The 24294-nt window shown below is 66.6% G+C and carries 16 protein-coding genes; 10 read left to right on the top strand and 6 right to left on the bottom strand.

From position 1 onward, the window contains the following. Nucleotides 1-185 precede the first annotated feature (185 nt). Entirely contained in the window at nt 186-1160 is a 975-nt protein-coding gene (locus NYE40_RS21485; protein WP_339278924.1) for an arsenic resistance protein, read from the top strand. Between the two features lie 782 nt (nt 1161-1942). Here the strand turns inward: NYE40_RS21485 and NYE40_RS21480 are convergent. After that, on the bottom strand, nt 1943-2020 hold the full coding sequence (locus NYE40_RS21480) for a putative holin-like toxin (RefSeq protein WP_228551919.1): 78 nt from the start codon (nt 2018-2020) through the stop codon (nt 1943-1945). Nucleotides 2021-2154: 134 nt separating this feature from the next. Further along, complete coding sequence (locus NYE40_RS21475) at nt 2155-3315, bottom strand: AraC family transcriptional regulator (protein WP_339278923.1); 1161 nt, start codon at nt 3313-3315, stop codon at nt 2155-2157. A gap of 133 nt (nt 3316-3448) precedes the next feature. On the opposite strand from NYE40_RS21475, the gene yicI reads away from it, so the two are divergent. Further along, a complete protein-coding gene (yicI, locus tag NYE40_RS21470) occupies nt 3449-5785 on the top strand; it encodes an alpha-xylosidase (protein ID WP_339278922.1) in 2337 nt (778 codons plus the stop codon). Nucleotides 5786-5945: 160 nt separating this feature from the next. On the opposite strand, the gene NYE40_RS21465 is transcribed toward yicI, so the two are convergent. The 4 genes from NYE40_RS21465 to NYE40_RS21450 form a co-directional block, all read right to left on the bottom strand. Further along, nucleotides 5946-6899 carry an ABC transporter substrate-binding protein gene (locus tag NYE40_RS21465; protein WP_101807753.1) on the bottom strand — a complete coding sequence of 318 codons (954 nt, stop codon included), beginning with the start codon at nt 6897-6899 and terminating at the stop codon, nt 5946-5948. Nucleotides 6900-6938: 39 nt separating this feature from the next. Beyond that, entirely contained in the window at nt 6939-7958 is a 1020-nt protein-coding gene (locus tag NYE40_RS21460; protein WP_028598571.1) for an iron ABC transporter permease, read from the bottom strand. Next, complete coding sequence (locus NYE40_RS21455; protein WP_244912713.1) at nt 7959-8963, bottom strand: iron ABC transporter permease; 1005 nt, start codon at nt 8961-8963, stop codon at nt 7959-7961. It lies immediately after the preceding gene. 149 nt (nt 8964-9112) lie between these two features. Further along, nucleotides 9113-10780, bottom strand: a complete 1668-nt coding sequence (locus tag NYE40_RS21450) for a helix-turn-helix domain-containing protein (RefSeq protein ID WP_339278921.1) — start codon at nt 10778-10780, stop codon at nt 9113-9115. Nucleotides 10781-11287: 507 nt separating this feature from the next. On the opposite strand from NYE40_RS21450, the gene NYE40_RS21445 reads away from it, so the two are divergent. The 8 genes from NYE40_RS21445 (at nt 11288) to NYE40_RS21410 (ending at nt 24133) form a co-directional block, all read left to right on the top strand. Beyond that, nucleotides 11288-12178, top strand: a complete 891-nt coding sequence (locus NYE40_RS21445; RefSeq protein ID WP_101807776.1) for an ABC transporter permease subunit — start codon at nt 11288-11290, stop codon at nt 12176-12178. A gap of 12 nt (nt 12179-12190) precedes the next feature. Next, nucleotides 12191-13105, top strand: coding sequence for a carbohydrate ABC transporter permease (locus NYE40_RS21440; protein ID WP_028598575.1), 915 nt, complete (start codon nt 12191-12193; stop codon nt 13103-13105). 140 nt (nt 13106-13245) lie between these two features. Continuing rightward, nucleotides 13246-14967: an ABC transporter substrate-binding protein gene (locus NYE40_RS21435; RefSeq protein ID WP_339280092.1), complete on the top strand. Its 1722-nt coding sequence runs from the start codon at nt 13246-13248 to the stop codon at nt 14965-14967. A gap of 168 nt (nt 14968-15135) precedes the next feature. Beyond that, complete coding sequence (locus NYE40_RS21430) at nt 15136-16929, top strand: histidine kinase (protein WP_339278920.1); 1794 nt, start codon at nt 15136-15138, stop codon at nt 16927-16929. Nucleotides 16930-16931: 2 nt separating this feature from the next. After that, nucleotides 16932-18470: a response regulator gene (locus NYE40_RS21425; protein WP_339278919.1), complete on the top strand. Its 1539-nt coding sequence runs from the start codon at nt 16932-16934 to the stop codon at nt 18468-18470. Between the two features lie 115 nt (nt 18471-18585). After that, nucleotides 18586-19449 (top strand): AraC family transcriptional regulator, encoded by an 864-nt coding sequence (locus NYE40_RS21420; protein ID WP_101807748.1) that lies wholly within the window; start codon nt 18586-18588, stop codon nt 19447-19449. Nucleotides 19450-19506: 57 nt separating this feature from the next. Beyond that, a complete protein-coding gene (locus NYE40_RS21415; protein WP_028598580.1) occupies nt 19507-20205 on the top strand; it encodes an SOS response-associated peptidase in 699 nt (232 codons plus the stop codon). Between the two features lie 313 nt (nt 20206-20518). Continuing rightward, complete coding sequence (locus NYE40_RS21410; protein ID WP_240478995.1) at nt 20519-24133, top strand: CheR family methyltransferase; 3615 nt, start codon at nt 20519-20521, stop codon at nt 24131-24133. Nucleotides 24134-24294 lie beyond the last annotated feature (161 nt).

The following is a 24294-nucleotide window of genomic DNA, read 5'->3' as shown; positions in this document are numbered from 1 at the left end:
GCAGAGCGGATAAGCTCCCGCATGGCCGCTGTTGGATGCCCTTGTTCGTGTAACGGCTGAGGCAAGCTGCGGTTTCGCATTCTCGGCCGGAAGTTGTGACAACTCTGGGACAGTTGCGGCGGGATGGAGCGGAGGGCCGGAATGAAGTAGGATGGAAAGAAACAAGCGGAAGCGGAGGAAGCGTCATGCGCATCACGAGAGAAGGGCTGGAGCGCCGCCAGATCGCCGTCTACGCGGCGGCTTTGCTGGTTGGGGCGGCGATCAGCCTGACAGCGGGAGAAAAAGCGGAACCGCTCGGCGTCGCCGTCAGCCCGGTGCTCGCGCTGCTGCTGTATGGCATGTTCACGCAAATTCCGCTGCTTGAGCTGCGGCCTGGGCGGGCGCAGGGCCGCTTCGCCGGCGGGCTGCTGCTCGTCAACTTCGTCCTTGTGCCGCTTGCCGTCCTGACGCTGGCCTGGCTGGTCCCGCTGGACCCCGCCGTGCGCTTCGGGCTGTGCCTCGTGCTGCTCGCGCCCTGCATCGATTATGTGGTCGTCTTCGCCCAGATAGGCCGAGGCGACGGCAAGCTGATGCTCGCCTCCACGCCGCTGCTGATGCTGGCGCAGCTGGTCGCGCTGCCGCTCTGGCTCTGGCTGATCCTCGGTCGCGAGGCCGCCGCTCTTGTCGAGGCCGGTCCGATCGTACAGGCCTTCCTGCTGCTTGTCGCCACCCCGCTCGCGCTGGCGGCGCTGACGCAGCTCGCCGCCCGCCGCAGCCGCGCCGGGGCAAAGGCGCTTGATGCGGCTGCCTGGCTGCCGGTGCCCGGCATGGCGGCGGCGCTGCTGCTCATCGTCGCCTCGCAGGCGGGCACGGCCGTCCGCCATCTGGACGCGATCGGTCCGGCGATCCCGGCCTATGCCGCTTTCCTGCTCATCGGCCCGGCTCTGGCCTGGCCGATCGCGCGCCTGCTTCGGCTCGGCGCAGAGGCTTCGCGGACGCTTGCGTTCAGCGCAGGCACGCGCAACTCGCTCGTCGTGCTGCCGCTTGCGCTTGCGCTGCCCGGCGAGGCGGGGCGGCTGGCCGCGGCCGCAGTCGTCGCTCAGACGATGGTGGAGCTGATCGGCGAGCTGGTTTACATCCGCGTCATGCCTCGGCTTTTTCGCGGGGGGCGAAGAGCATGAAGACCGCCGTTCGGATCGATGCACGAAGGCAAATGACTCGATCCGACGAATCGGCCTTGGGTTAGCAATCCAGGGCGCATTTGTGCCTTGGATCCGACAAATCGGCCTTGGGAAGAGCAATCCAAGGCACATTTGTGCCTTGGATCCGGCGAATCGGCCTTGGGTTAGCAATTCAGGGCACATTTGTGCCTTGGATCCGACGAATCGGCCTTGGGAAGAGCAATCCAAGGCGCATTTGTGCCTTGGATCCGGCAAATCGGCCTTGGGAAGAGCAATCCAAGGCACATTTGTGCCTTGGATCCGGCAAATCGGCCTTGGGAAGAGCAATCCAGGGCACATTTGTGCCTTGGATCCGACGAATCGGCCTGGTAACAGCCATCCAGGGCACATTTGTGCCTTGGATCCATAGATTTGGCGGGAGAATGAAAGGAGCAAGTCTAAAGTCATAAAAACCTGCTTCGGCAATAGAGCTCCTCCGCTGGCGTTCCGCCGAACCATGGCCCTAAACAGGCCCCGTTTCGTAGAGCGAGCGGGGGCGATTAGCTCGGTGCCGCGCGCTCGGGAGGTTAGCTTCTTCGGAGGGGCGGGCGAGCTGAAATCGGCCTAGATAGCGGCCTTGATGGTATAAAAAGGGTGTGGTATGCTTAAAAATAGATAGAGGCCCCGGTGTTGACGCACCGGGACCTCCGGGAAATGGCTTCCGCATTAAGAGCGGCGGCTTGCCCCCGTAAGTGTCAGCAGCAGCAAAATAGACCGCCGACCTTATGAGGGGTGTGGGCGGTCTACTTCTTTTTCAGGTACGTGAGCAGCGCCAGCAGGAACATCCCGAACATGAACATGAGGGATAAAGCCTGAAACACTTCCACGGGCAACACCTCCCTTCAACGGGGAGAGCCGCCGACCGCCCTTAAAGCCTATGCGCATTTCTTGAATCGATTATACCAAGATTTTCTAGATTGAGAAGGCGAACATAGGAAAAGAATGGCACGGTCATCTACTTCTGCCCGTTACGCCGTCGGAATGCCGACGGCGTTTCTTTGAGCTGCCGCTGGAATTGGCGCACGAAGTAGCTGATGTTGTCAAAGCCGCATTCCAGCGCGATGTCGGCGATGCGCAGCTCGGTCCGTCGGAGCCGCTCGGCCGCGCGGCGAATGCGCAGCGCGTTGAGGTAGGCGATCGGCGTCTGGCCGGTCATCTCGCGGAAGAAGCGGCTGAAATGCCCTTCGCTCATCGCGGCCAGGCCGGCCAGCTCGGCGATGCGGATCGGGCGTCCGTAATGCTCCTGGAGATGAGAGATGACCCGCTTCAGCCGCTCGACCTTGGCCGCGTCCGCCGCCACCCCGCTCGACGGGCCGCCGTCCGCGCCCGCCCGTCGATCCTCGGCCGCGCCGAGCGCATGCGTGCCGGCGAGCATGAGCAGCAGCCGGCCTTTCACCGCCGCCTCCCAGCCCGGCGGACGCTGGCGGCAGGCTTGCCGGATGTGCGCCAGCTCGCCGAGCAGCAGCGCGCCGGCCGGCTCCTGCGGCCGCGCCTGCCGCGGGAACATCGCGCGCCGCTCCAGCAGCGGCAGCACGACGCGTTCCTCCACCGCGTCGAAGGCCGCGCCCGACAGCAGCGCTCCGTGGAACACGAGCGCGAAGAAGCGGCAGCCTGCGCTTCCGCTCGCATGCGCCGCATGCAGCTCGCCGCTCGGCACGAACGCCGCTTCGCCCGCGCGCAGCAGCAGGCTTTCCGTGCCGATCTGCAGCAGCGTCTCCCCCTCGGCGACGTACAGCCACTCCATCTCCTCATGCCAATGCGCCTCGATGACATGCTCGCCGGGACCATACCGGTACTCGTAGCTGCCGAACAGCCGGCGCGCCTCGTTGTGGCCGCGGGCTTCCCGCAGCCGCTCGAAGCGCTCCTTGCGCTCGGCTTTTCCTTGTGCAAAGCCGAACGGCCCGCCTTGGGCCAAATCCGCGTCTCCCGCCAAGTCTGCGATTCCCGTCAAGCCCGCGATTCCCGCCCAGCCCGCGTTTCCCGCCGCATCCGCGTCTCTCATCGAGGCTCCATCTCCCGCCAAGCCCGCGTTTCCCGTCCAATCCGCCTCTTCTGCTTCGGCCGGATCGCCTGTCGGCCGCTCGCCGCCTTGCCGCGGCGACATCTCGTTGCCCATGCTTGTGCCTCCCCTGCGCGATGATCAGAATCGTGTCAGAAACATCACGGGATTCTGCAAGATTAACGATCCGTCCATCGGTATACTGTCAGTATAACGCTTACACTCCCGATACGGAAGGATGGTTCCTCCCATGAAATTCACCGATGGAAACTGGCTCGTCCGCGAAGGCTTCGCCATCGACGGCGCCGTGCAGGCGCATGAAATCGTCGCCGAGGACGGCGGCCTGACCGCCTACATCTCCACGACGCCGCTCCCCGGCCGCGGCGCGATGATCAACACGCAGCTGCTGACCGTGCGCGCCCATGCGCCGCGCGAGGGCATCATCGGCGTGAGCATCTCCCATTTCGAGGGCGAGCGGGAGCGCGGCCCGCGCTTCGAGCTCAGCCGGTCGGCCGATCCGGCCGGCTTCACCGCGATCCGCCAGACGGACGAGTACGCCGAGCTGACGAGCGGCGGCCTGACCTTGCGCATGAGCAAGGGGCCGCAGTGGTCGATGGCCTTTTACCGGGGAGAGGAGAGGCTGACGGGCAGCGCGTTCAAGTCGATCGCCCATGTGACGGGGCCGCACGGCGAGCCGTACACCCGCGAGGAGCTGGACCTGACGGTCGGGGAGAACGTCTACGGCCTCGGCGAGCGCTTCACCTCGTTCGTGAAGAACGGCCAGATCGTCGACATCTGGAACAAGGACGGCGGCACGAGCTCCGAGCAGGCGTACAAGAACATCCCGTTCTACCTGACGAGCCGCGGCTACGGCGTGTTCGTCGACGAGCCCGGCGCGGTGTCGCTGGAGGTCGCCTCGGAAAAGGTCAAGAAAGTGCAGTTCAGCCTCCCCGGCGAGACGCTGAGCTATTATGTCATCGACGGCCCGACGCCCAAGGAGGTGCTCGGCCGCTACACCGATCTGACCGGCAAGCCGGCGCTGCCGCCGGCGTGGTCGTTCGGCCTGTGGCTGTCGACTTCGTTCACGACGGAGTACGACGAGGCGACGGTGAATTCGTTCGTGGACGGTATGGCGGAGCGCGACCTGCCGCTGTCGGTGTTCCATTTCGACTGCTTCTGGATGAAGGAGTTCCACTGGACGGACTTCAAGTGGGACGAGCGCGTCTTCCCCGATCCGGCGGGCATGCTGCAGCGGCTCAAGGACAAGGGCCTGCGCGTCTGCGTCTGGATCAACCCGTACATCGGGCAGCGCTCGCGGCTGTTCCGCGAGGGCCGGGAGCGCGGCTACCTGCTGCGCAAGCCGAACGGAGACCTGTGGCAGACGAACCTATGGCAGCCGGGCATGGCGCTCGTCGACTTCACCAATCCGGACGCTTGCGCGTGGTACGCGGGCTATCTGGACGAGCTGATGGACATGGGCGTCGACAGCTTCAAGACGGACTTCGGCGAGCGCATCCCGACGGATGTCGCCTACCACGACGGCTCGGACCCGCAGGGCATGCACAACTACTACACGTTCCTGTACAACAAGGTCGTGTTCGAGGCGATCGAGCGCAAGCTCGGCCAGGGCGAGGCGGCGGTGTTCGCGCGCTCGGCGACGGCCGGCGGCCAGCAGTTCCCGGTGCACTGGGGCGGCGACTGCTACGCCGACTACGAGTCGATGGCCGAAAGCCTGCGCGGCGGCCTGTCGCTCGGCTTGAGCGGCTTCGGCTTCTGGAGCCACGACATCGGCGGCTTCGAGAACACGGCGTCGGCGCATGTGTTCAAGCGCTGGCTGCAGTTCGGCCTGCTGTCCACGCACAGCCGCCTGCACGGCAGCACGTCGTACCGGGTGCCGTGGGCGTACGACGAGGAGTCGGTGGAGGTGACGCGGACGTTCACCCGGCTGAAAATGAAGCTCATGCCGTATCTGTACGATACGGCGGTCCAGGCGCAGGAGCAGGGCGTGCCAGGCATGCGCGCCATGCTGCTGGAGTTCCCGGACGATCCGGCCGCGGAGACGCTCGACCGCCAGTACATGCTCGGCCGCTCGCTGCTCGTCGCGCCGATCTTCAGCGAGAGCGGCGACGTCTCGTACTACGTGCCGGAGGGCGAGTGGACGTCGCTGCTGACGGGCGAGACGGTGCAGGGCGGGCGCTGGCGCAAGGAGCGCCACGGCTTCCTCAGCCTGCCGCTGCTCGTGCGGCCGAATACGCTGCTCGCGCTCGGCGCGGAGGACGGCCGCCCGGACTACGACCATGCGGACGGCGTCGAGCTGGCGCTGTACGCGCTGGCGGACGGCGCCTCCGCCGAAGCCAATGTGCGCGACCTGAAGGGCGCGCCGCAGCTGGCGGCAAGCGTATCGCGCTCCGGCGGCACGCTGACGCTGCGCGTGTCCGGCGCGGGCAAGCCGCTGCGCCTGACGCTGCACGGCGGCCTGCCGGCGGCGGCTGCCGTCAGCGGCGCGGGCGCGCGGCTCGAGGACGGAGCCGTCTGGCTGAGCGGCTGGGGCGGCGAGGCGACGGTGACGATCGAGCTGCAGGCGTAGGCGTTGGAGTCGGGTGCGGCGCAGGCGCAGAATAAGTGCGTCTGCGCCGCGCCCGCGAGCTTTCCGGCCCAGCGGCCCAGCGGCCCCGCCGCGCTAGACGCAAACGAAAGGAAGCGGAGCCGCCAGGCCCCGCTTCCTTTCGTTTCCTTGCCGGCCTCGCTCAGCTGCCGAACAGCTTCTGCGCGTCGTCGAGCGCCATCTTGTGGCCGAGCGAGGAGTAGTCCAGCCATTTTTGGCCGTCGAGCACGTACACATGGCCGTTCTTCACCGCTTTGAGCCCGGCCCAGAGCGGATTGCTTTCCAGCAGCTCGAAGTTTTTCTTCGCTTCGGAGCCTTTGCTGATGATGACCAGAATCGCATCGGCGTCGAAGTCGTCCAGCACTTCCTGGGAAATGACCTCGTACGCCTTGCCGATGTTCTCGACGCCGTCGGCCGGCTTGAGGGCCAGATCCTCGTACAGCAGCGGGCCTACCGGCCGCGCCATGCCCATGACGCGCAGCTCCTTGGCCGTCATGCGGATGGCCATCACCTTGGCGTCGGCGCCGAGCTTGCTTTTGATGAGCTCGGACGTCTCGGCGGCTTGCTTCTCGTAGTCGGCGATGAACGTCTCGGCTTGCGGCTCGCGTCCGGTCTCCTTGGCGACCAGGCGCAGATGGTCGCGCCAGGTGCCCTGGTCGAGATCGATCGCGACGACGGGAGCGATCGGCTCCAGGCGCGGCTGATCCGCCGCGGTTTGCTGCACGTCGATGAAGATGCGGTCCGGCTTGAGCGCAAGCACCGCTTCGAGATCGGGCTCGGCGGCGACGCCGAGCTTTTCGACGCCCTCGAGCTGATCCTTCACATGCGGGAGGAAATCCTTCACGTCCCCGCCGATGGCGGAGCCGACCGGCTTCAGGCCGAGCGCGAGCAGATGGTTGGTGAGATGGATCGACAGCGAGGCGATGCGCTCCTCCGTCGGAGCGGGCGAGTCGGCCGGAGCGGAAGGAGAGGGAGCGGCGGAGCTGGCCGCCGAGGCTCCGTTCGCGGGATCGTTCGTGCCGGCGGAGCCTCCGCAAGCGGATAGAAGCAGGCAAGCGCTTAGCAGCAGCGCGGACAGGGAAAAGATGCGTTTCATGAGATGGTTCAACCTCCAGGAATAGGGTCGCTTCGGCGGCTAGCGCCTGCGTTTGAACAGCAGATACAGGAAATAGGGGCCGCCGATGGCGGCGCAGACGACGCCGGCGGGGATGGCGACCGGCTGGAACAGCGAGCGGCCGATTGTGTCCGCCGACAGCAGCAGGATGAGGCCGCACAGAGCGGCGATCGGCAGGAAGTGCCGATGCTGCGGTCCGGCGATCCGGCGCGCGAGATGCGGAGCGGCGAGGCCGATGAAGCCGATGCTGCCGGTCATCGCCGTGCTGGATGCCGCCAGCGCGACGGCGGCTAGCGCAAGCAGCAGGCGGCTGCGCTGCACCGGCTGGCCGAGGCCGGTGCCGAGAGCGTCGCCGAGAGCGAGCAGATCGAGCTGGCGCGAGGCTCGGTAGACGAGCGGCGTCAGCAGCGCGATCCAGGGCAGCAGCGTCCACGCGTGGATCGGATCGCGCCCCCATACGCTGCCGGCGAGCCAGCGCGCAGCGAAGGCGTACGTGTCCGGGTCGAGCCGCAGCGACAGCATCAAGGTCGCCGCGCTGAGGCCGGCCTCGACGGCGATGCCGACGAGCAACAGCTGGATCGGCTGCAAGCCGCGCGTCCGGCTCCAGGAGAGCAGGAAGACGATCGCCGCGGCTGCCGTGCCGCCGACGAAGCTGAAGGCGGGAATCCAGAGCGCCGCCGATCCTTCCAGCGTGCGGAAGAAGGAGATGAACAGCATCAGGCCGAGCGCCGATCCGGCATGGATGCCGAGCAGGCCGGGATCGGCCAGTCCGTTGCGCGTCGCGCCCTGCAGCACCGCTCCGGCGACGCCGAGTCCGATGCCGGCGAGCATCGTCACCACGATGCGGGGCAGACGGTATTGGAACAGCACGAGCTGCTCCTGCTCCGTCCCGCCGCCGAGCAGCGTGCGCAGCACAGCGTCAGGGCCGAGGCGCAGCGTGCCGGCATTGAGGCTGGCGAGCGCGATCGCCGCCGCCACGGCTGCCAGCGCCAGCGCGGCGAGCAGCGCCTTGCGGGAGCGCGGGGAGAGGGAGGCGGGCATCTACAGCTCCCTCCTTTCGCGGCGGGCCAAGTACAGGAAGAACGGCACGCCGACGAACGCCGCCATCGCGCCGACGGCGAACTCGCGCGGCGGCTGGACCGTGCGCGAGGCGAGATCGGCTGCGAGGAGCAGCGCCGCGCCGAGCAGCGCGGACAACGGCACGACGAGCCGATAGTCGGTGCCGGCAAGCCTGCGCGCCGCATGCGGCGCGATCAAGCCGATGAAGCCGATGCTGCCGGCCGCGGATACGGAGGCTCCGGCCAGCACGGCCATCAGGCCGAGCGCGGCCAGACGCGTGCGGCCGGTGCGGGCGCCGAGTCCTTCGGCGGCCTCGTCGCCAAGGGAAAGCAGCGACAGCCGGCGGCCGAGCAGCGCGGCCAGCAGCAGGCCGAGGACGAGCACGGGAGCGAGCAGCCGCAGCTGCTCCCAGCGGACGGCGGCCAAGCCGCCCGCATACCAGAACGCCAAATCCTGGCTCAGCTCGAAATAGATCGCCAGGCCCACGGCGAGGCTATGCGCCATCGCGGACACGACCGCTCCGCCGATCGTCAGCTCGAGCGTGGCGAAGCCGCCGCGCGACAGCCAGGCCAGCAGCGCGATGACCGCGGTAGCGGCCGCCGCCCCGCCGAAGGATGCCAGCATGACGAGTCCGTAGCCCATCCACGGGCTGAGCGCGAAGCAGAGCACGACGGCGAGCGCGGCGCCGGCATTGATGCCGAGCACGCCCGGATCGGCGAGCGCGTTGCGCGTCGCGCCTTGGACGAGGGCGCCGGCCGCCCCGAGCGAGGCGCCGACGAGCAGCGCCGCCAGCGCCCGGGGCAGCCGCAGGCCGTGGATGGCGGCATGCTCCGGCAGGCTCGGATCGTAGGCGGTCAGCGCCCCCCAGATGACGGGAAGCGAGACGTCCTTGGCGCCGTAGGCCAGAGCGGCTGCGAGCAGCAGCAGCACCAGGGCGGCAGAAGCGGAAAATGCGGCCGCCTTCGTCCAGCGGCGGGAATGGCTCATCACAAGCGGCAAAGCCTCCTTCAGATCGGTGAGAGCGAGAATCATTATCAGTCAAAAAGGGACAAGCCCCAGTATACCAGCTTTCGGGGCGGAGTCCATGTGGAGATTGTGGAATGTGGACTGGACATTTTTCAGATCGGAGAAGCGGATCAAAAGGGGGCGGCTTGTCCGGCCATCAGCCGAGGCAGGAGCGGCTCCAGCTCCTCCAGCTGGCGCAGCAGCGCGCCGGGAGCGTACGGCAGCCAGAAGCCGCGGTCGAGCAGCGCCCAGCGGCCGGAGCGGATCGCCGGATGGCGCTGCCAATGGGGATTGCGGGCGACGAGCTCCAGCAGCTCCTCCCGTTCCTGCGGACTCCCGGCGAACAGCAGCAGCGCGTCCGATTCGTAGCGGCGCAGCTCGTCCGGAGCGATGGCGGTCCAGTTGAAGCCGGTGCCGGGCGGATGCTGCCGCAGCTCGTCCGCGATGCGTCCGCCCGGGGCGTAGCCGAGCGAGCGGTAGAGCGCATGCCCGAGGTTGCGCTCGCCATAGATGCGCAGGCCGCGCCTCATCGCCGCCAGGCAGGTGAAGCTGGCGCCGCCGACAGCCGCTTCCGTGCGGGAGCGCACGCGGGCAGCCAGCGCGTCATGCCGCTCCCGCCAGCGCCGCGCCTCGTCCGCGCGGCCGGTCAGGCGGGCGATCTCCTCCATTTGGCCGTACACGTCCAGCCCGTTCCAGGGGACGCTGCGGACGGGCGCGATGTCGGCGAGCTGCTCGCGCGCTTTGGCCTCGACATTGGGCTTGCACAGGATCAGCTCCGGGCGCAGCTCCTCGAAGTCGCCGCGCTGCGCCTCCCAAGGATCGACCGCATGCTCCGGCAGCCGCAGCCCGCGCGCCAGCGCATCGGGCGCGAGCGCATAGGCCGGCAGCTGGGCGGCGGCCAGCTGCACGCCCAGCGCGAGCAGATGATCCGTGTACGGCGCCGACAGGCAGACGATGCGGGCGGGCGCGGAGGCGGCGTAGCGGGCGGGCGAGCGGCCCGCGTCCGCCTTGAAGCGGCGGCTGAAGTAAAACTCGTCGGGGTAGCCGCATTCCGCGGCGATCTCCCGGATCGGCCGCTGCCGCCCTTCGCCGAGCAGCAGCTCCTTGGCCCGGTTCAGCCGGATGGCGGTCAAGTAAGCGAGCGGCGTCTTGCCCCAGCGCTGCTTGAACACCTGCGAGAAATACCCCGGATGCAGGCCGGCCTCCTCGGCGAGCGACTCGATGCGCAGCGGCTCCCGGTAGGCGGCCTGCATCGTCTCCGCAGCCCGGTCGAGACGGTCCAGCAGCTCGTCCCTCGCTGCCGGACGGGCGCCGGCGATCAGCGAGGCGAGCAGATCGTGGAGCAGCTGCTGCGCGCCATGCCATCCGTGCTCGCGGGCTTGAACGGCTTGGGCAGCGAGCCTGCGCAGCAGCCGGCGATGCCGCTGGCCGGACACGCGCAGCAGCCCTTGCAGCGGCATCGCCGTCTGGCGAACGAAGCTGCGCCGCTCGCCGAGCCGCGACTCCGGCAGGAACAGGTCGAAGACGATCCACTGGAGCTCGACGCCCTCGATCCCCTCCGGCTCCAGCCGCGGGGCTTCGCCGGGAGAGAGCAGCAGCGCCGAGTCGCCCTTCAGCCGCATGGGCGGCAGGCCGTCGTCCGGCTGCCAGAGCGCTTCGCCGCGCACGGCGGCGATGAGCGCGAAGTGGGAGAGCGGGTCGGAGGAGCCGGCCCAGTCCGGTACGGAAGCGGAGGAGCCGGCCTCCTCGATTTCATAGATGGCGCCTTTCAGAAACGATTTGCTCCATCGGGGAAGCATGGCTTGCACCTCCAGACGGCTTCGGCGAGCCGGATTCGTTGCTTCCATCTTAGCATATCGCATGCCCGCGAGCAGGCGGGCGCATGCCGCGTCCGGCGCGGAGCGGCCGGAGCCGGCGGCCGCGGACGAAACCGCTTCCGCCAATCTCCGATTTCTATCTGATTTTCGCTCCGATCCGTCCGGTAGGAAGCGCATTCTGTATGCGTTACCATTAGGGCATGAGGTTGGCGGATGAACGGAAACCGGTCGAGCGGCGCTTGCGATGAGCGCTTGTCGGGCGGCCGTCCGGCGAGCCGCGAAGCCTATGGAGCCAGCCGCCCGCGGCGCCGGTGTCCATCGGCATTCGCGCTTGCGTCACGCCAGCCAAGAGAGCCCGCTGGCGAGCCGAAACGGCACGCAGCAAGGAGGTCGAAAGCAGCCTTGGAAGCATACACAGACAAGACGCCCGGCAAGCAGACGGCTGCGGCCGCGGCCGAGCAGAGCGGACTCTCCCGCTTCTGGCGCAAGATGAAGTCGCAGAAGGTGCTTTATTTCATGGCGATCCCGTTCGTCCTCTGGGTGTTCGTGTTCAGCTACCTGCCCCTCTGGGGCTGGACGATGGCGTTCCAGGACTTCAAGCCGGGACGCACGTTCATGGAGCAGGACTGGGTCGGCTTCAAGCACTTCGCCGACCTGTTCACGGACGAGCGGTTCTACCTGGTCATGCGCAACACGCTGGCGATGAGCTTCATGGGGTTGATCGTCGGCTTCACGGTGCCGATCCTGTTCGCGGTGCTGCTCAGCGAGCTGCGGGGCAAGTACTTCAAGCGGACGGTGCAGACGGTGTCGTATCTGCCTCACTTCGTCTCCTGGGTCGTCGTCGCCGGCATCGTCACCAAGATGCTGTCCACCGAAGGCGGCGCGGTGAACGACCTGCTGCTCGGCCTGAACCTGATCGACCAGCCGATCCAGTTCCTCGCCAAGGGCGAATGGTTCTGGAGCATCGTCACCGCCTCCGACCTGTGGAAGGAGCTCGGCTGGAACGCGATCATCTACCTCGCCGCCATCTCCGGCATCGACCCGGAGCTGTACGAGGCGTCCCGCGTCGACGGGGCGAACCGGCTCAAGCAGATGTGGCATATCACGCTGCCGGGCATCCGCACGACGATCTCGGTGCTGCTCATCATGAGCATCGGCCATCTCATCAGCATCGGCTTCGAGAAGCAGTTCCTGCTCGGCAACAATCTGGTCATGGACTATTCCGAGGTGCTGGACCTGTACGCCTTGAACTACGGCCTCAACTTGGGCCGATTCAGCTTCGGCACGGCGATCGGCATTTTCAACTCGGTGGTCAGCATCCTGCTCCTGTTCGCCGCGAACGGCGTGCTGAAGAAGGTCGCCAAGGAAAGCATCATGTAAGGAGGGGTATCCATGGCAAGGGCAACGGCGGGCGGCTTCAACGCCACCCGCGGCGAAAAGACATTCGACGTCATCAACATCATCATCATGCTGATACTCCTCGTCATCACCCTCTATCCATTCCTGAACGTGCTGGCGATCTCGCTCAACAACTCCCAGGATACGGTGCGGGGAGGCATCACCATCCTCCCGAGGGAGTTCACCTTCGAGAACTACCGCGTCATCTTCGCCTACGAGGGGCTGCTGCAGGGCCTCCAGGTGTCGGTGCTGCGGACGGTGGTGGGCACCGTGCTCGGCCTCGCCAGCGCTTCGATGCTGGCGTTCACGCTCAGCCGCGTCGACTTCCAGGCGCGCCGCTTCGTCTCGGTGTTCCTGGCGCTGACGATGTACTTCTCCGGCGGACTCATTCCGGTGTACCTGCTCATGCGGGACCTGCATCTGATCGGCACGTTCTGGGTGTACGTCCTGCCCGGCATGGTCGGCGCGTTCAACGTGTTCATCATCCGCTCGTTCATCGACGGCCTGCCGTACGCGCTGCAGGAGTCGGCCAAGCTCGACGGCGCGAACGACTTCACGATCTACTGGCGCATCATCCTGCCGCTGTGCAAGCCGGCGCTCGCCACGATCGCGCTGTTCCTGGCGGTCGGGCAGTGGAACTCCTGGTTCGACACCTACCTGTACAACGGCTCGAACGAGACGTGGACGACGCTCCAGTACGAGCTGATGAAGGTGCTCCAGAGCACGCAGCAGGGCGGGGCGAACATGCGCGGCAGCAACGAGGACCTGTCCAAGCTGATGAACCAGGTGTCGCCGGAGTCGATCAAGATGGCGATCACGATCGTCGTCACCGTGCCGATCCTTGTCGTGTATCCGTTCCTGCAGCGGTACTTCGTCGGCGGCATGACGCTGGGCGCGGTCAAAGCATAGCCTGACGGTTAGCCGGGCCGCCTTACGCGGCCCTTCTAATAAAAGCAAGATTGTATGCGCTTCATCTTTGCAAGACGGCATGATCGCATCCGGTTAGGGTCATACAAAGAATGGGAGGCAACGACATGAAGGTATTGCAGATGAAAAAGACGCGGACGGCGGCGATGCTCGTGCTGGCCGGCGCGCTCGCCGTGACGGCGGGCTGCAGCGGCAGCGGCAACAACGGCAACGGCAACGCTCCGGCGGCGAACTCCGCCGCGAATGCGGGCACGGATGCGGGCGGAGAGGCGAAGGCCGATCCGATCACGTTCAGCTTCTTCGGAGCGGACGCGAGCCCGAACTGGAACAACATGCAGGACGAGGTCGGCAAAGCGATCACGGAGAAGACCGGCGTCACGATCAAGGCCGAATACGCGGTATCCGGCGGCGGCACCGACAAGATCGCCCTGATGGCGGCGAGCGGCCAGTATCCGGACATGGTGTTCGCCAAGGGCGACATCAACAAGCTCGTCGACGCCGGCGCGGTGCTCGACCTGACCGACCTTATCGAAGAGCATGCGCCGAACCTCAAGAAGGTGTACGGCAAGTACATGCAGCGCCTCAAGTACAGCAAGGAGGACCAGGCGATCTACGTGCTGCCGACCAACGATTCCATCGACCAGACGTACTTCGACGCCGGCGGCGGCTTCGAGCTGCAGCAGCGCGTGCTCAAGGAGCTCGGCTACCCGCAGATCAAGACGCTCGAGGACTACGAGAACGCGCTCAAGACGTATTATGCCAAGCATCCGACGACGGACGGACAGCCGACGATACCGCTGACGCTCGACGCCGACAACTGGCGGATCATGATTACGGTGACGAACCCGGCCTTCCTCGCGACGGGCTTGCCGGACGACGGCGAGTACTACATCAATCCCGAGACGTACGAGGCTTCCTTCCATATCAAGCGTCCCGAGGAGCGGGAATACATCCGCTGGCTGAACAAGATGTTCAACGAGGGACTGCTCGACAAGGAAGCGTTCGTCCAGAAGAGCGACCAGTACAAGGCCAAGATCGCCAGCGGCCGCGTGCTCGGCCTGATCGACCAGGAATGGGGCTACGCCGACGCGGAGAACGCGATCAAGACCAAGGAAGACGGCGCGTATACGTACGCCCATCTGCCGGTGACGATGTCCTCCGAGTTCAAGGACGCCAGCTTCGCGCCGACGGGCTTCATGGCCGGCTACGGCATCGCCATCACCGAGAGCTGCAAGGATCCGGTGCGCGCGATCAAGTTCCTGGACTGGCTCGCCTCCGATGAAGGCCAGGTGCTGCGCAACTGGGGCATCGAAGGAAAGCATTACGAGGTGCAGGACGGCAAGCGCGTCATTCCGGCCGACATCCAGAAGCAGAAGACGGAAGACAACGCCAACTTCACGAAATCGACGGGCATCGGGCTGTACTACGCGATGGGCCCTCACTACGGTGACGGCGTGAAGGATCCGTCCGGCAACTACTACACGACCAACTTCCCGGAGCAGATCATCGAGGGCTATACGCCGGCGGAGAAAGAGACGCTTCAAGCATACGGCGCGTCGACGTGGATCGACCTGTTCCCGAAACCGAGCGAGTTCAAGGAGCGTCCTTACGGCGCGGCGTGGAACATTCCGGCTCCGACCGATCCGGACTACAACGTCATCTTCAAGAAGGCCGAGGACATCATCTGGAAAAAGGTTCCGGAGGCGATTCTCGCCAAGCCGGAAGATTTCGACAAAGTCTTCGACGACATGCTGGCCCAGCTCGACAAGGTCAACCTCAAAAAAGCCGAGGAGATCTACACCCAGGCGGTCAAGGACCGCGTGGAGCAGTGGTCGGCGAAATAAGGCTTCCGCAAGGCAGCGCGACCGCGGCCTGAGGCAGGGCTTCCTGTTCCTTTCGGAACAGGGAGCCCTTGGCGATTGTGCGGCTGGAGCGGCTGTCTTACGATAGAGGAAAAGCTTGCGGGGCGTCGGGGCGGCGCGTCCGGCAAGCGGGCAGAGAGAAGGAACCGCATGCGCGCACTCGCATCCCGCATCATCCGGAGCTTCAACAACCTCCGGCTCAAAAACCAGCTGTTCATCGCGTTCCTCATCGTCGTGCTCGTGCCCGTCCTGATCGCGGGCCTGTTCCTGACGGCGGCGTATCGGAGCAACGTGCTCGAGCAGGCGACCCGGCAGACGACGAATAACGTGGACAAGATCGTGACGCAAGTGTCCGACGTCCTGCGCGTGCCGATCGACCTCTCCGACGACTACATGATCAGCGAGCCGCTCAAGGAGACGGTCGCGGGCAGGTACGAGACGGTGTACGAGGCGACCAAGGCGCTGTGGGACTTCACGAGCTTCACCGATGCGTCCAGCCTCTACCGCGAGGTGTCCGGCATCCGGATGTACCATTCGAACGAGACGCTGCTGAACAACGGGGAGTTCGTGCTGGAGACGCCGGAGATCCAGCGCCAGCCTTGGCATCGGGCCGCGGCGGAGAAGGACGGCATCCACTGGAGCTATGTCTCCGGCGAGTCCGTGCTGAGCGGCAGGCAACTCAGCCTCGTGCGGCGAATTCCGTTCCCGGAGTACCGCTCGAGCGGCATCCTCGTCATCGAGGTCAACTCCGACCTCTTCAATGCGATGCTGAAGCAGGAGCCGTACGACACGGTGATCGCGGACGCCGACGGCATGATCGTCGCGGCGCGCGACAGCGGCTGGGTCGGCCGCAACCTGCGGGAGCTGGATATGCCCGATCTGGCCGAGCTGGGCGCAGGAACGTACGAGCAGCAGATCGACGGCGCGGCGTACCGCGTCTTCATCGAGGATCTGATGCCCCGCTCCAGCGTCAGCGGGCTGCGCATCGTCAGCCTGTTCCGCGTCGAGAGCATCGTCGGCGAGGCGAACCGCGTCGCCCTGCTCGGCCTCGGCGTGCTTGCCGCCAGCATGGGCGTCGGGCTCGTGCTCATCTGGATCGTGTCGAGCGTGCTGACGCGCCGCACGCTCGTGCTCTACCGCAACATGTCGCGCATCAGCAAGGGCGATTTCAACGTGTACTCCGACATCCAGGGCACGGACGAGATCGGCCTGCTGTCCCGCCAGTTCAACCTGATGGTGGCCAACATCCGCGAGCTGATGGCGGAGGTCGAGGAGTCGCACCGGCAGCGGGTCGACATGGAGCTGCGGCAGCGGGACATCAAGCTCAAGATGATGGCGAGCCAGATCAACCCGCATTTCCTGTTCAACGCGCTGGAGTCGATCCGCATGCGCATCCATATGAAAGGCGAGAAGGAGATCGCCTCGGTCGTGCGCATGCTCGGCCGGCTCATCCGCAACAACATCGAGATCGGCTCCCGGCATATCGCGCTCGCCGAGGAGCTGGAGATCGTCCGGTATTACTTGGAGATCCAGAAGTTCCGCTACGGCGGCGAGCGGCTCGCCTACGAGCTCGTCGCGGGCGAGGCGGCCGCAGCGATGCCCGTGCCGCCCCTGATCGTGCAGACGCTCGTCGAGAATGCCGTCGTGCACGGGCTCGAGGGCATCGGCGAGGGCGGCCGCGTCACCGTCCGCGCCAGGCTGACGGAGGACGGAGAGCTGGAGGTCGAGGTGGCCGACAACGGCGTCGGCATGGCGCCGGAGCGGCTGGAGCAGGTGCGGCAGGCGCTCGACGACGAGGCCGAGGACAAGGGCCACCGGATCGGCCTGCGCAACGTGCATCAGCGGCTCGCGCTCGGCTTCGGCCGCGAGAGCGGGCTGACGATCGAAAGCAAGGAGGGGGAGGGCACGCGCGTCTTCTTCCGCATCCGCGACAAGGAGGGATGAACATGTTCAAGCTGCTGATCGTCGACGACGAGCCGGCGATCCGGGAGGGGCTGCAGACGCTGGTCGATTGGGAAAGGCACGGCTTCCGCGTCGCCGGCCTCGGCGTGGACGGCGAGGACGGACTGCGCCTGTTCCGCGAGCTGGAGCCGGATCTGGTCGTCGTCGACATCCGCATGCCGAAGCGCAGCGGACTCGAGCTGGTCGAGGAGATCCGCCGCTCGGACCGTGCCTGCCGCGTGCTCGTGCTGAGCGGCCACGCCGACTTCGCCTACGCGCAGCAAGCGATCCGGCTCGGCATCGAGGGCTATCTGCTCAAGCCGGTCGACGAGGAGGAGCTCGAGGCTTACGCCGAGCGGATCTCGCAGTCGCTGCGGGAGGAGCGCCGGGAGACGGGCGGCGGGCCGGACGGGCCGGACCGCGAGGCCGCGCTGCTGGCGCTGCTGGACGGCTCCGCGGACGCTCCGGACGAGGCGGAGGCGGCGGAGCTTGCCGGCGGACCCGGTCCGTGGCGCGTGCTGCTCGTCGAGCCTCCGGAGGGCGACGCCGCCGGGGCGGAGCGGCTGCGCGAGCGGCTGTCCGCCCATGCGGCCGGCGCCGGGCTGGGCCCGGCCGTACGGTCCGCCGGAGCGGCGGCGCTGCTCGTGCCGGGCGGAGACGCGGGGCGGCGGCTGGCGCGCCGGCTGCTGGAGGCCGCGCTGCCGGAGGCCGGCTGCACCGCCGCGCTCGGCGCCGACGCCGGCGCTGCCGAGCTGGCCCGCTCCTGCCGCGAGGCGGCGGAGCTGCTGCGGCATCGATTCGCGCTGGAGCCGGATTTCGTCCACGAGCGGCTGCCGCAGCCGCTGGCGGCCCGGCTCGGCGCGGACGGAGCGGGCGGCGGCCCGCCGGGGCCGGAGGAGACGGCTCAGCTCGCCAAGCGGCTTGTCCAGTCGATCGAGACGGGCAATCGCGAGCGGCTGCGCGAGACGCTGGCGGAGGCGGCGTGGAGCTTCGCCGCGGCGGACAGCTCGCGGCCGGCGCTGGCCGGAGCGATGGCCGAGCTGTGCGGGCTGGCGCTGGCGGAGCTCGCCTCGGCGGTCGACGGCTTCGCCCCGGCGGCGCATGCGGGGCTCGCGGCGGGCGTCTACCGCCAGGCCCGGCTCGGCGGCCTGCTGGCCGAGCTGGAGCGGCAGCTCGCCGAGCTCTCCGCGAAGCTGGACGCCGGAGACAGCGGCTCCGTGATGCGGCGCATGCTCGCCTACATGGAGCGCCATTACGGCGAGCCGCTGCGGCTTGAGATGCTCGCCGGCCTGTACGGCTACAACAGCGGGTATCTCGGCAAGCTGTTCAAGAGCCATACCGGCCTGTCGTTCAACGCCTATCTCGACCAGCTGCGCATCGAGCGCGCGATCGCCATGCTCGAGGGCGGCATGAAGGTGCGCCAGGCCGCCGAGAAGGTCGGCTACGGCAACGTGGACTATTTCCATGCCAAATTCAAGAAAGCGACCGGAAAGCCGCCCTCCTCCTACAAGAAATCGTCCGGCGCCGACCCCGGCCTGTCCTGAGGGCCGCGAATTTGGTAGAATAGGTTCCGTCCGGGAAGCCGGGCGTCCCCGAGCGGGCGCCCGGCCTTCCCTTTTAATCGGGGCGCAAGGCCCCTCAGGCAGGAGAGATGGTTCGATGCAGGATATGCCCGTCATGACGTTCCGCTGCCCGCCGCTGCCGTTCCTCGTGGACGCGCGGCGGCGGACGTACGGCGCGGGAGAGGAGCATCCCGGCCGGATCGACCTGGGATGGTTCGAGCTGCTGTACGTGCGCCGGGGCAGGCTGAGGATCCGCGAGGCGCAGCGGCTGTGGACGGCCGAGGCCGGCCAGGCGCTGCTGCTCCCTCCGGGAGCCGCCCGCTGGAGCGGCGGGGCGTGCGCCGAGGAGACGGAGGTCGAGCTCGTCCACTTCCAGAGCTCCGGCGCTTGGGAGGAGACGGCCGCCGGCAGCGAGCCGGGACTGCTCGGCGACCATTACACGCACGCGATCCGGCTGCCGCGGCTGATCGAAGCCCGCGAGGCGGAGGACGCGTTCGTCCGGCTCGCCGCGGCCGCGGCCGATGCCGGGCCGGACGGCTTCTGGCTGCGCCAGCAGCGCTTCGGCGAGCTGCTGCGCGCGCTCGAGGCGGCCGGCCGTCCGGCGCTGCCGGAGGCGGCCGCGCGGGCGGTGGCCGAGCAGGCGGCCGCCTACATGAAGCGGCGCTGGCTCGAGCCCGCGAGCAACGCCGAGCTGGCGGAGGCGCTCGGCTTCCACGCGGTGTACATCGCGCGCTGCATGGTCGAGGTGTACGGCTGCACGCCGCAGCAGTATTTGCAGTTCTACCGCCTCGACCAGGCCAAGCTGCTGCTGCTGTCGACCGACTGGCCGATCGCCGAGGTCGCCGAGGCATGCGGCTTCCGGCAGCTGCCGCATTTCACGCGCCTGTTCGCGGCGCATGCGGGCCTGCCGCCGCTGCGCTTCCGCAAGCGGTTCACGGCGGAGCCTCCTCGCCATGAATAATATTCCACCTCCTGCGGATGCTAAGGGCAGCAAGCCATCATCCGGGAGGTAGACCCCATGTGCATCCGTTTTTCCCTCGCCACCGACATCGGCGAGCTGAAGCAGCAGTTCCGCATCCAGAAGCATGAGCCGCTGGAGGCGACGCGCTACAACATCGCGCCCACGCGTCCGATCCCGCTCGTCCGCAACGACCGCCACGGCGTACGCATCCTCGACGAGGGGCGATGGGGCCTGTTTCCGTTCTGGGCGCGGGATTCGGTCAACGCCGACGCCTCCTCGCTGGAGGCCAAGCCCTACTTCAAGCGCATGCTGGCCGGAGGACGCTGCGTCATTCCGTGCAGCGGCATGTACGGCTGGGAGCGTCTCGAGGAGGAGGGCAAGGCGGCGCGGCGCGAGGAGGGCCGCCAGCGGCAGCCGCGCGCGATGCATATCCAGGTGCAAGGCCGTCCGCTGTTCGGCATGGCCGGCCTGTACGAGGAGTGGCGCTCTCCGGACGGACGGCTCGAGCGGGCGGCGACGATCGTCACGGTGCCGGCGTCCGGCAGCCTGACGCAGTGGCAGGAGCGTCTGCCCGTCGTGCTCGACGAGGAGGGCATGGAGGAGTGGCTGCATCCGTCGATCCGCGACTTCTCGTTCCTGCGGCGGCATCTGCAGCCGCTGGAGCCGTTCCAGCTGCGCATGTACCCGGTCAGCAACGCCGTCGACGACGAGCGCTACGAGGCGCCGGACTGCATCCAGGAGATCCGCTGGGCGTGACGCCGGCGGTCCCTGTCGCCCTTGTGCAAACAGCCCCGCGCGGAGCAATCCGAGCGGGGCTGTTTGACGTTCCGCCGTACGTACGGCCTGCCTCCGGCGCAGCCGGTCAGGCGGACGCGATCCTCGGAGGGAGTCGCCGCCTCCAGCGCAAATAAAGACGAAAAAACCCGGCTTATAGCGAAAGATAGGTTCTCTTTTATTATTGGAGGAAATGGAAAGGAAAAGGAGAATAGTATCCCTTCTGCAAGTGTTTCCGAGGAAAGCGAGAAAAGGGGACAACCAGCTGCAGAACGGGAACGAGGAGGGACAGCCAGTGTCGCGTAACAACCCCGAGCCGGCTCAGGAAGCAACGATGGCGAAGTTCGGCGAACCGGTCCGCGTCGTAGGCATCGGAGCCTCGGCGGGAGGGCTCGAAGGCCTCAAAAGCTTCTTTCAGCATACGAGCGCCGAAAGCGGACTCGCTTTCGCGGTCATCCAGCATCTGTCGCCTGACCATAAGAGCCTGATGAATGAAATTCTGTCTCTGTACACGCCGATGGCCATCCATGTGGTGAGGGACGGCATGGAGGTGGAGCCCAATACGATCTATCTGATCCCTCCGCGCAAGACGATGACGCTGCGCAGGGGCCGGCTGTGGCTGGCGGAGCCCCATCCCGACGAGATCCATTATCCGATCGACCACTTCTTCTACTCGCTGGCGTCCGACGCCGCCTCGCAAGCGATCGCGGTCGTGCTGTCCGGCACGGGCACGGACGGGACGCGCGGCATCTCCACGGTCAAGCGGGCGGGGGGCATCGTGTTCGCCCAGAGCGGCGAGACGGCCAAATTCGACGGCATGCCCCGCAGCGCGATCGAGACGGGCTATGTGGACTACGTGCTCGCGCCGGAGAAGATTGCGGCGAAGCTCCGCATGCCGCAGTCGCTCATTCCGAGCGTGACGCATGTGCTCTCCTCGTGCAGCGGCGACGGGGACAAGTCCGAGGCCGCGGTCGCCCTCATCCTGGAAAAGGTGCGGGAGCGGACGAACATCGACTTCAGCTTTTACAAACGGAACAGCCTGCTGCGCCGCATGGAGAAGCGGATGGCGGAAAAAAGCTGCTCCTCGCTCGAGGCCTATGCCGAGTACATCCAGGAGGAGCCGGACGAGATCTACGAGCTGCGCCAGGATCTCCTCATCCATGTGACGCATTTCTTCCGCGATCCGGAGGCGTTCCAGATCATCCGGGACACGGTGCTGCCCAAGCTGCTGCGGCAGAAGAGCGAGGCCGCCGCGCCGGAGCTGCGCGTCTGGACGGCCGGCTGCTCGACCGGGGAAGAGGCCTATTCCATCGCCATGCTCGTCTCGGAGGCGCTCGCCGCGGAAGGACTGGCGGACCGGATCGCCGTCCGGATCTTCGCCACGGACGTGGACAAGCAGTCGATCGACTATGCCAATCACGGCGTCTATCCGCTGACCATCGAGTCCACCGTCGGCAAGGAGCGGCTGGCCCGCTTTTTCGTCCGGCACGGCGATACATACCAGGTGACGCGCGAGCTGCGCCGCATGATCGTGTTCGCTCCCCATAATCTGACCAAGGATCCGCCGTTCAGCAACCTCGACCTCATCGCCTGCCGCAACATGCTCATCTACCTGCAGCCGGAAGTCCAGCAGAAGGTGCTCTCCCTGTTCCATTTCGCGCTGGGGGCGGGAGGCTATCTGTTCCTGGGGCCGAGCGAGACGATGGGCAGGCTCGACCATCTGTTCGAGACGACGAGCGGCAAGTGGAACATCTTCAAGCAGAAGATGCGGCCGCGCAAGCTGACGGCGGCTGCGCAGCTGCTGCTCGAGGGCGGCCGCAGCCTGCACGGGGGAGCGGACGGACGGGAACGCCGGCGGGCGTCGATGACGTCGGACTTCCAGGAGAGCCAGCGCCAGAACCAGTTCTACAGCACGTACGTCAACGAGCATATGCTGCCCTCGCTGCTCGTCGACGAGCAGCTGGAGGTGCAGCATGTGACGGGCAGCATCCAGCCGTTCCTCTCGCCGGCCGAGGGCAAGCCGTCCTGGAACCTGCACAAGATCCTCGATCCGGCGCTCGCGATCTCGATCGTGACGGCGCTGCAGCAGATTCGCCTGGACCGCGTCCAGGAGGTGCGCTTCCGCGATCTCGTCATCCAGACGCCGCAAGGGCAGGAGCGCGTGCATGTCGTCGTCCGGCCGTTCACCCGTTCGGTCTCGGCGTTCAGCACGTACAGCCTCGTCGTCTTCCAAAAGTCGGACGAGCAGGATCGGGAGGACGTCAAGCAGATCGATCTGGACGAGAGCGTCCGCCGGCAGATGGTGTGGCTCGAGCAGCAGCTGCGGATGACCGAGGAGAAGCTGCAGACGGCGATCGAGGAGCTGGAGGCGTCCAACGAGGAGCTGCAGAGCACCAACGAGGAGCTGATCGCCTCGAACGAGGAGCTGCAGAGCACGAACGAGGAGCTGCAGGCGGTCAACGAGGAGCTCGTCACGATAAACTCCGAGTACCAGTTCAAGATCCAGGAGCTGACCGAGCTCAACAACGACATGGACCTGTTCCTCGTCAGCACGAAGATCGGCACGATCTTCCTCGATACGCAGTTCTGCATCCGGCGCTTCACGCCGGCGGTGACCAAGGAGATCAACCTGCTCGACGTCGACATCGGGCGGCCGTTCCACCATATCTCGCATCAGTTCTACTACGACGGCTTCATCGAGGACGCCTCCCGCGTGCTGCAGTCGCTGCGCTCGCTGGAGAAGGAGATCAAGAGCCGGGGCGGCAAATGGTACAAGATGCGCATGATGCCGTACCGGACGCTGGAGCATCTGACCAAGGGCGTCATCATCACGCTCGTCGACATCACCGAGCTCAAGGAGATGAACGAGGAGCTGCTGCGCCTCTCCTACGCAGTCGAGCAGAGCCCGAGCCTGATGGTCATCTCCGATCTCGGGGGCAAGGTCGTCTACGCCAACAGCCCGTACCTGGATCTGGCCCTGGACACGCCGGAGGGGGTGCAGGGACGCCATCTGGAGCAGCTGGACGACTGGCAGGCGAGCGGCGCGGCGTTCTCGGACATCTGGAGGCGGCTGCAGGAGGGCGAAGTATGGGAGGGCGAGCTCGCCGGCCTCCGCACCGACGGGGAAATCTACTGGGAGCAGGCGAAGTTCCTCCCGATCGTCAAGCGCGGCGAGGTCATCCACTACATGAAGCTGTCCGAGAACATTACCGACCGCAAGGAGACGGAGGAGATGCTGCGCAAGTCGGAGATGCTCGGAGCGGTCGGCCAGCTCGCCGCGGGCATCGCGCACGAGATCCGCAATCCGCTCACCTCGCTCAAGGGCTTTACGAAGCTGATGCAGGAGGACAACCGCCGCAACTATATTTCGATCATGGCGATGGAGCTCGAGCGGATCGAGCAGATCGTCAGCGAGCTGCTCGTGCTGTCCAAGCCGCAAGCGGTCGATTTCCATGCCGTCTCGCTCGGCGCGGTGCTGCGCGACGTCATCATGCTCATCGAGGCGCAGGCGATCATGAACAACGTGCAGCTCGTGCTGGAGCTGCCGGAGGAGGAGCTGTACGTCCTCGGCGTCGCCAACCAGCTCAAGCAGGTGTTCATCAACCTCCTCAAAAACGCCATCGAGGCGATGGGCTCGGGCGGTACGATCCGGGTCGAGACGTCGACCGACAGCGGCATGATCTGGACCCGCGTCGCCGACGAGGGCGGAGGCATCCCGCAGGAGAAGCTGGCCAAGCTCGGCGAGCCGTTCTTCTCGACGAAGGCGAAGGGCACGGGGCTCGGCCTCGTCATGACGTATAAGATTGTCGAGAACCATCACGGCAAGCTCTATTACGAGAGCGAGCTCGGCAAAGGCACGGTCGGCCATGTCGGCCTGCCGCTGCTGCAGGCGGACGAAAGCGTCGGCTGAGACGATCGAACCGCAGGCGGCGCAGCGAAAGCCGCCCGGAAAGCCGCCGCGCGGCGGCGGACAAGACGCCAGGCCGAGGCCGGAGGGAGCGCCCTCCGGTTTTTTTTGGCGTCCGCGCTCATACACTGGGGGTAGCCGCCGGGAGGAGCGGCGAACAAGCT

This window comes from Paenibacillus sp. FSL W8-1187 (assembly GCF_037965485.1).
GTDB classification, from domain to species: domain Bacteria; phylum Bacillota; class Bacilli; order Paenibacillales; family Paenibacillaceae; genus Paenibacillus_O; species Paenibacillus_O pasadenensis.
The sequence above is the reverse complement of the archived record's forward strand: the minus strand, read 5'-3'. Positions and strand labels throughout refer to the sequence as shown.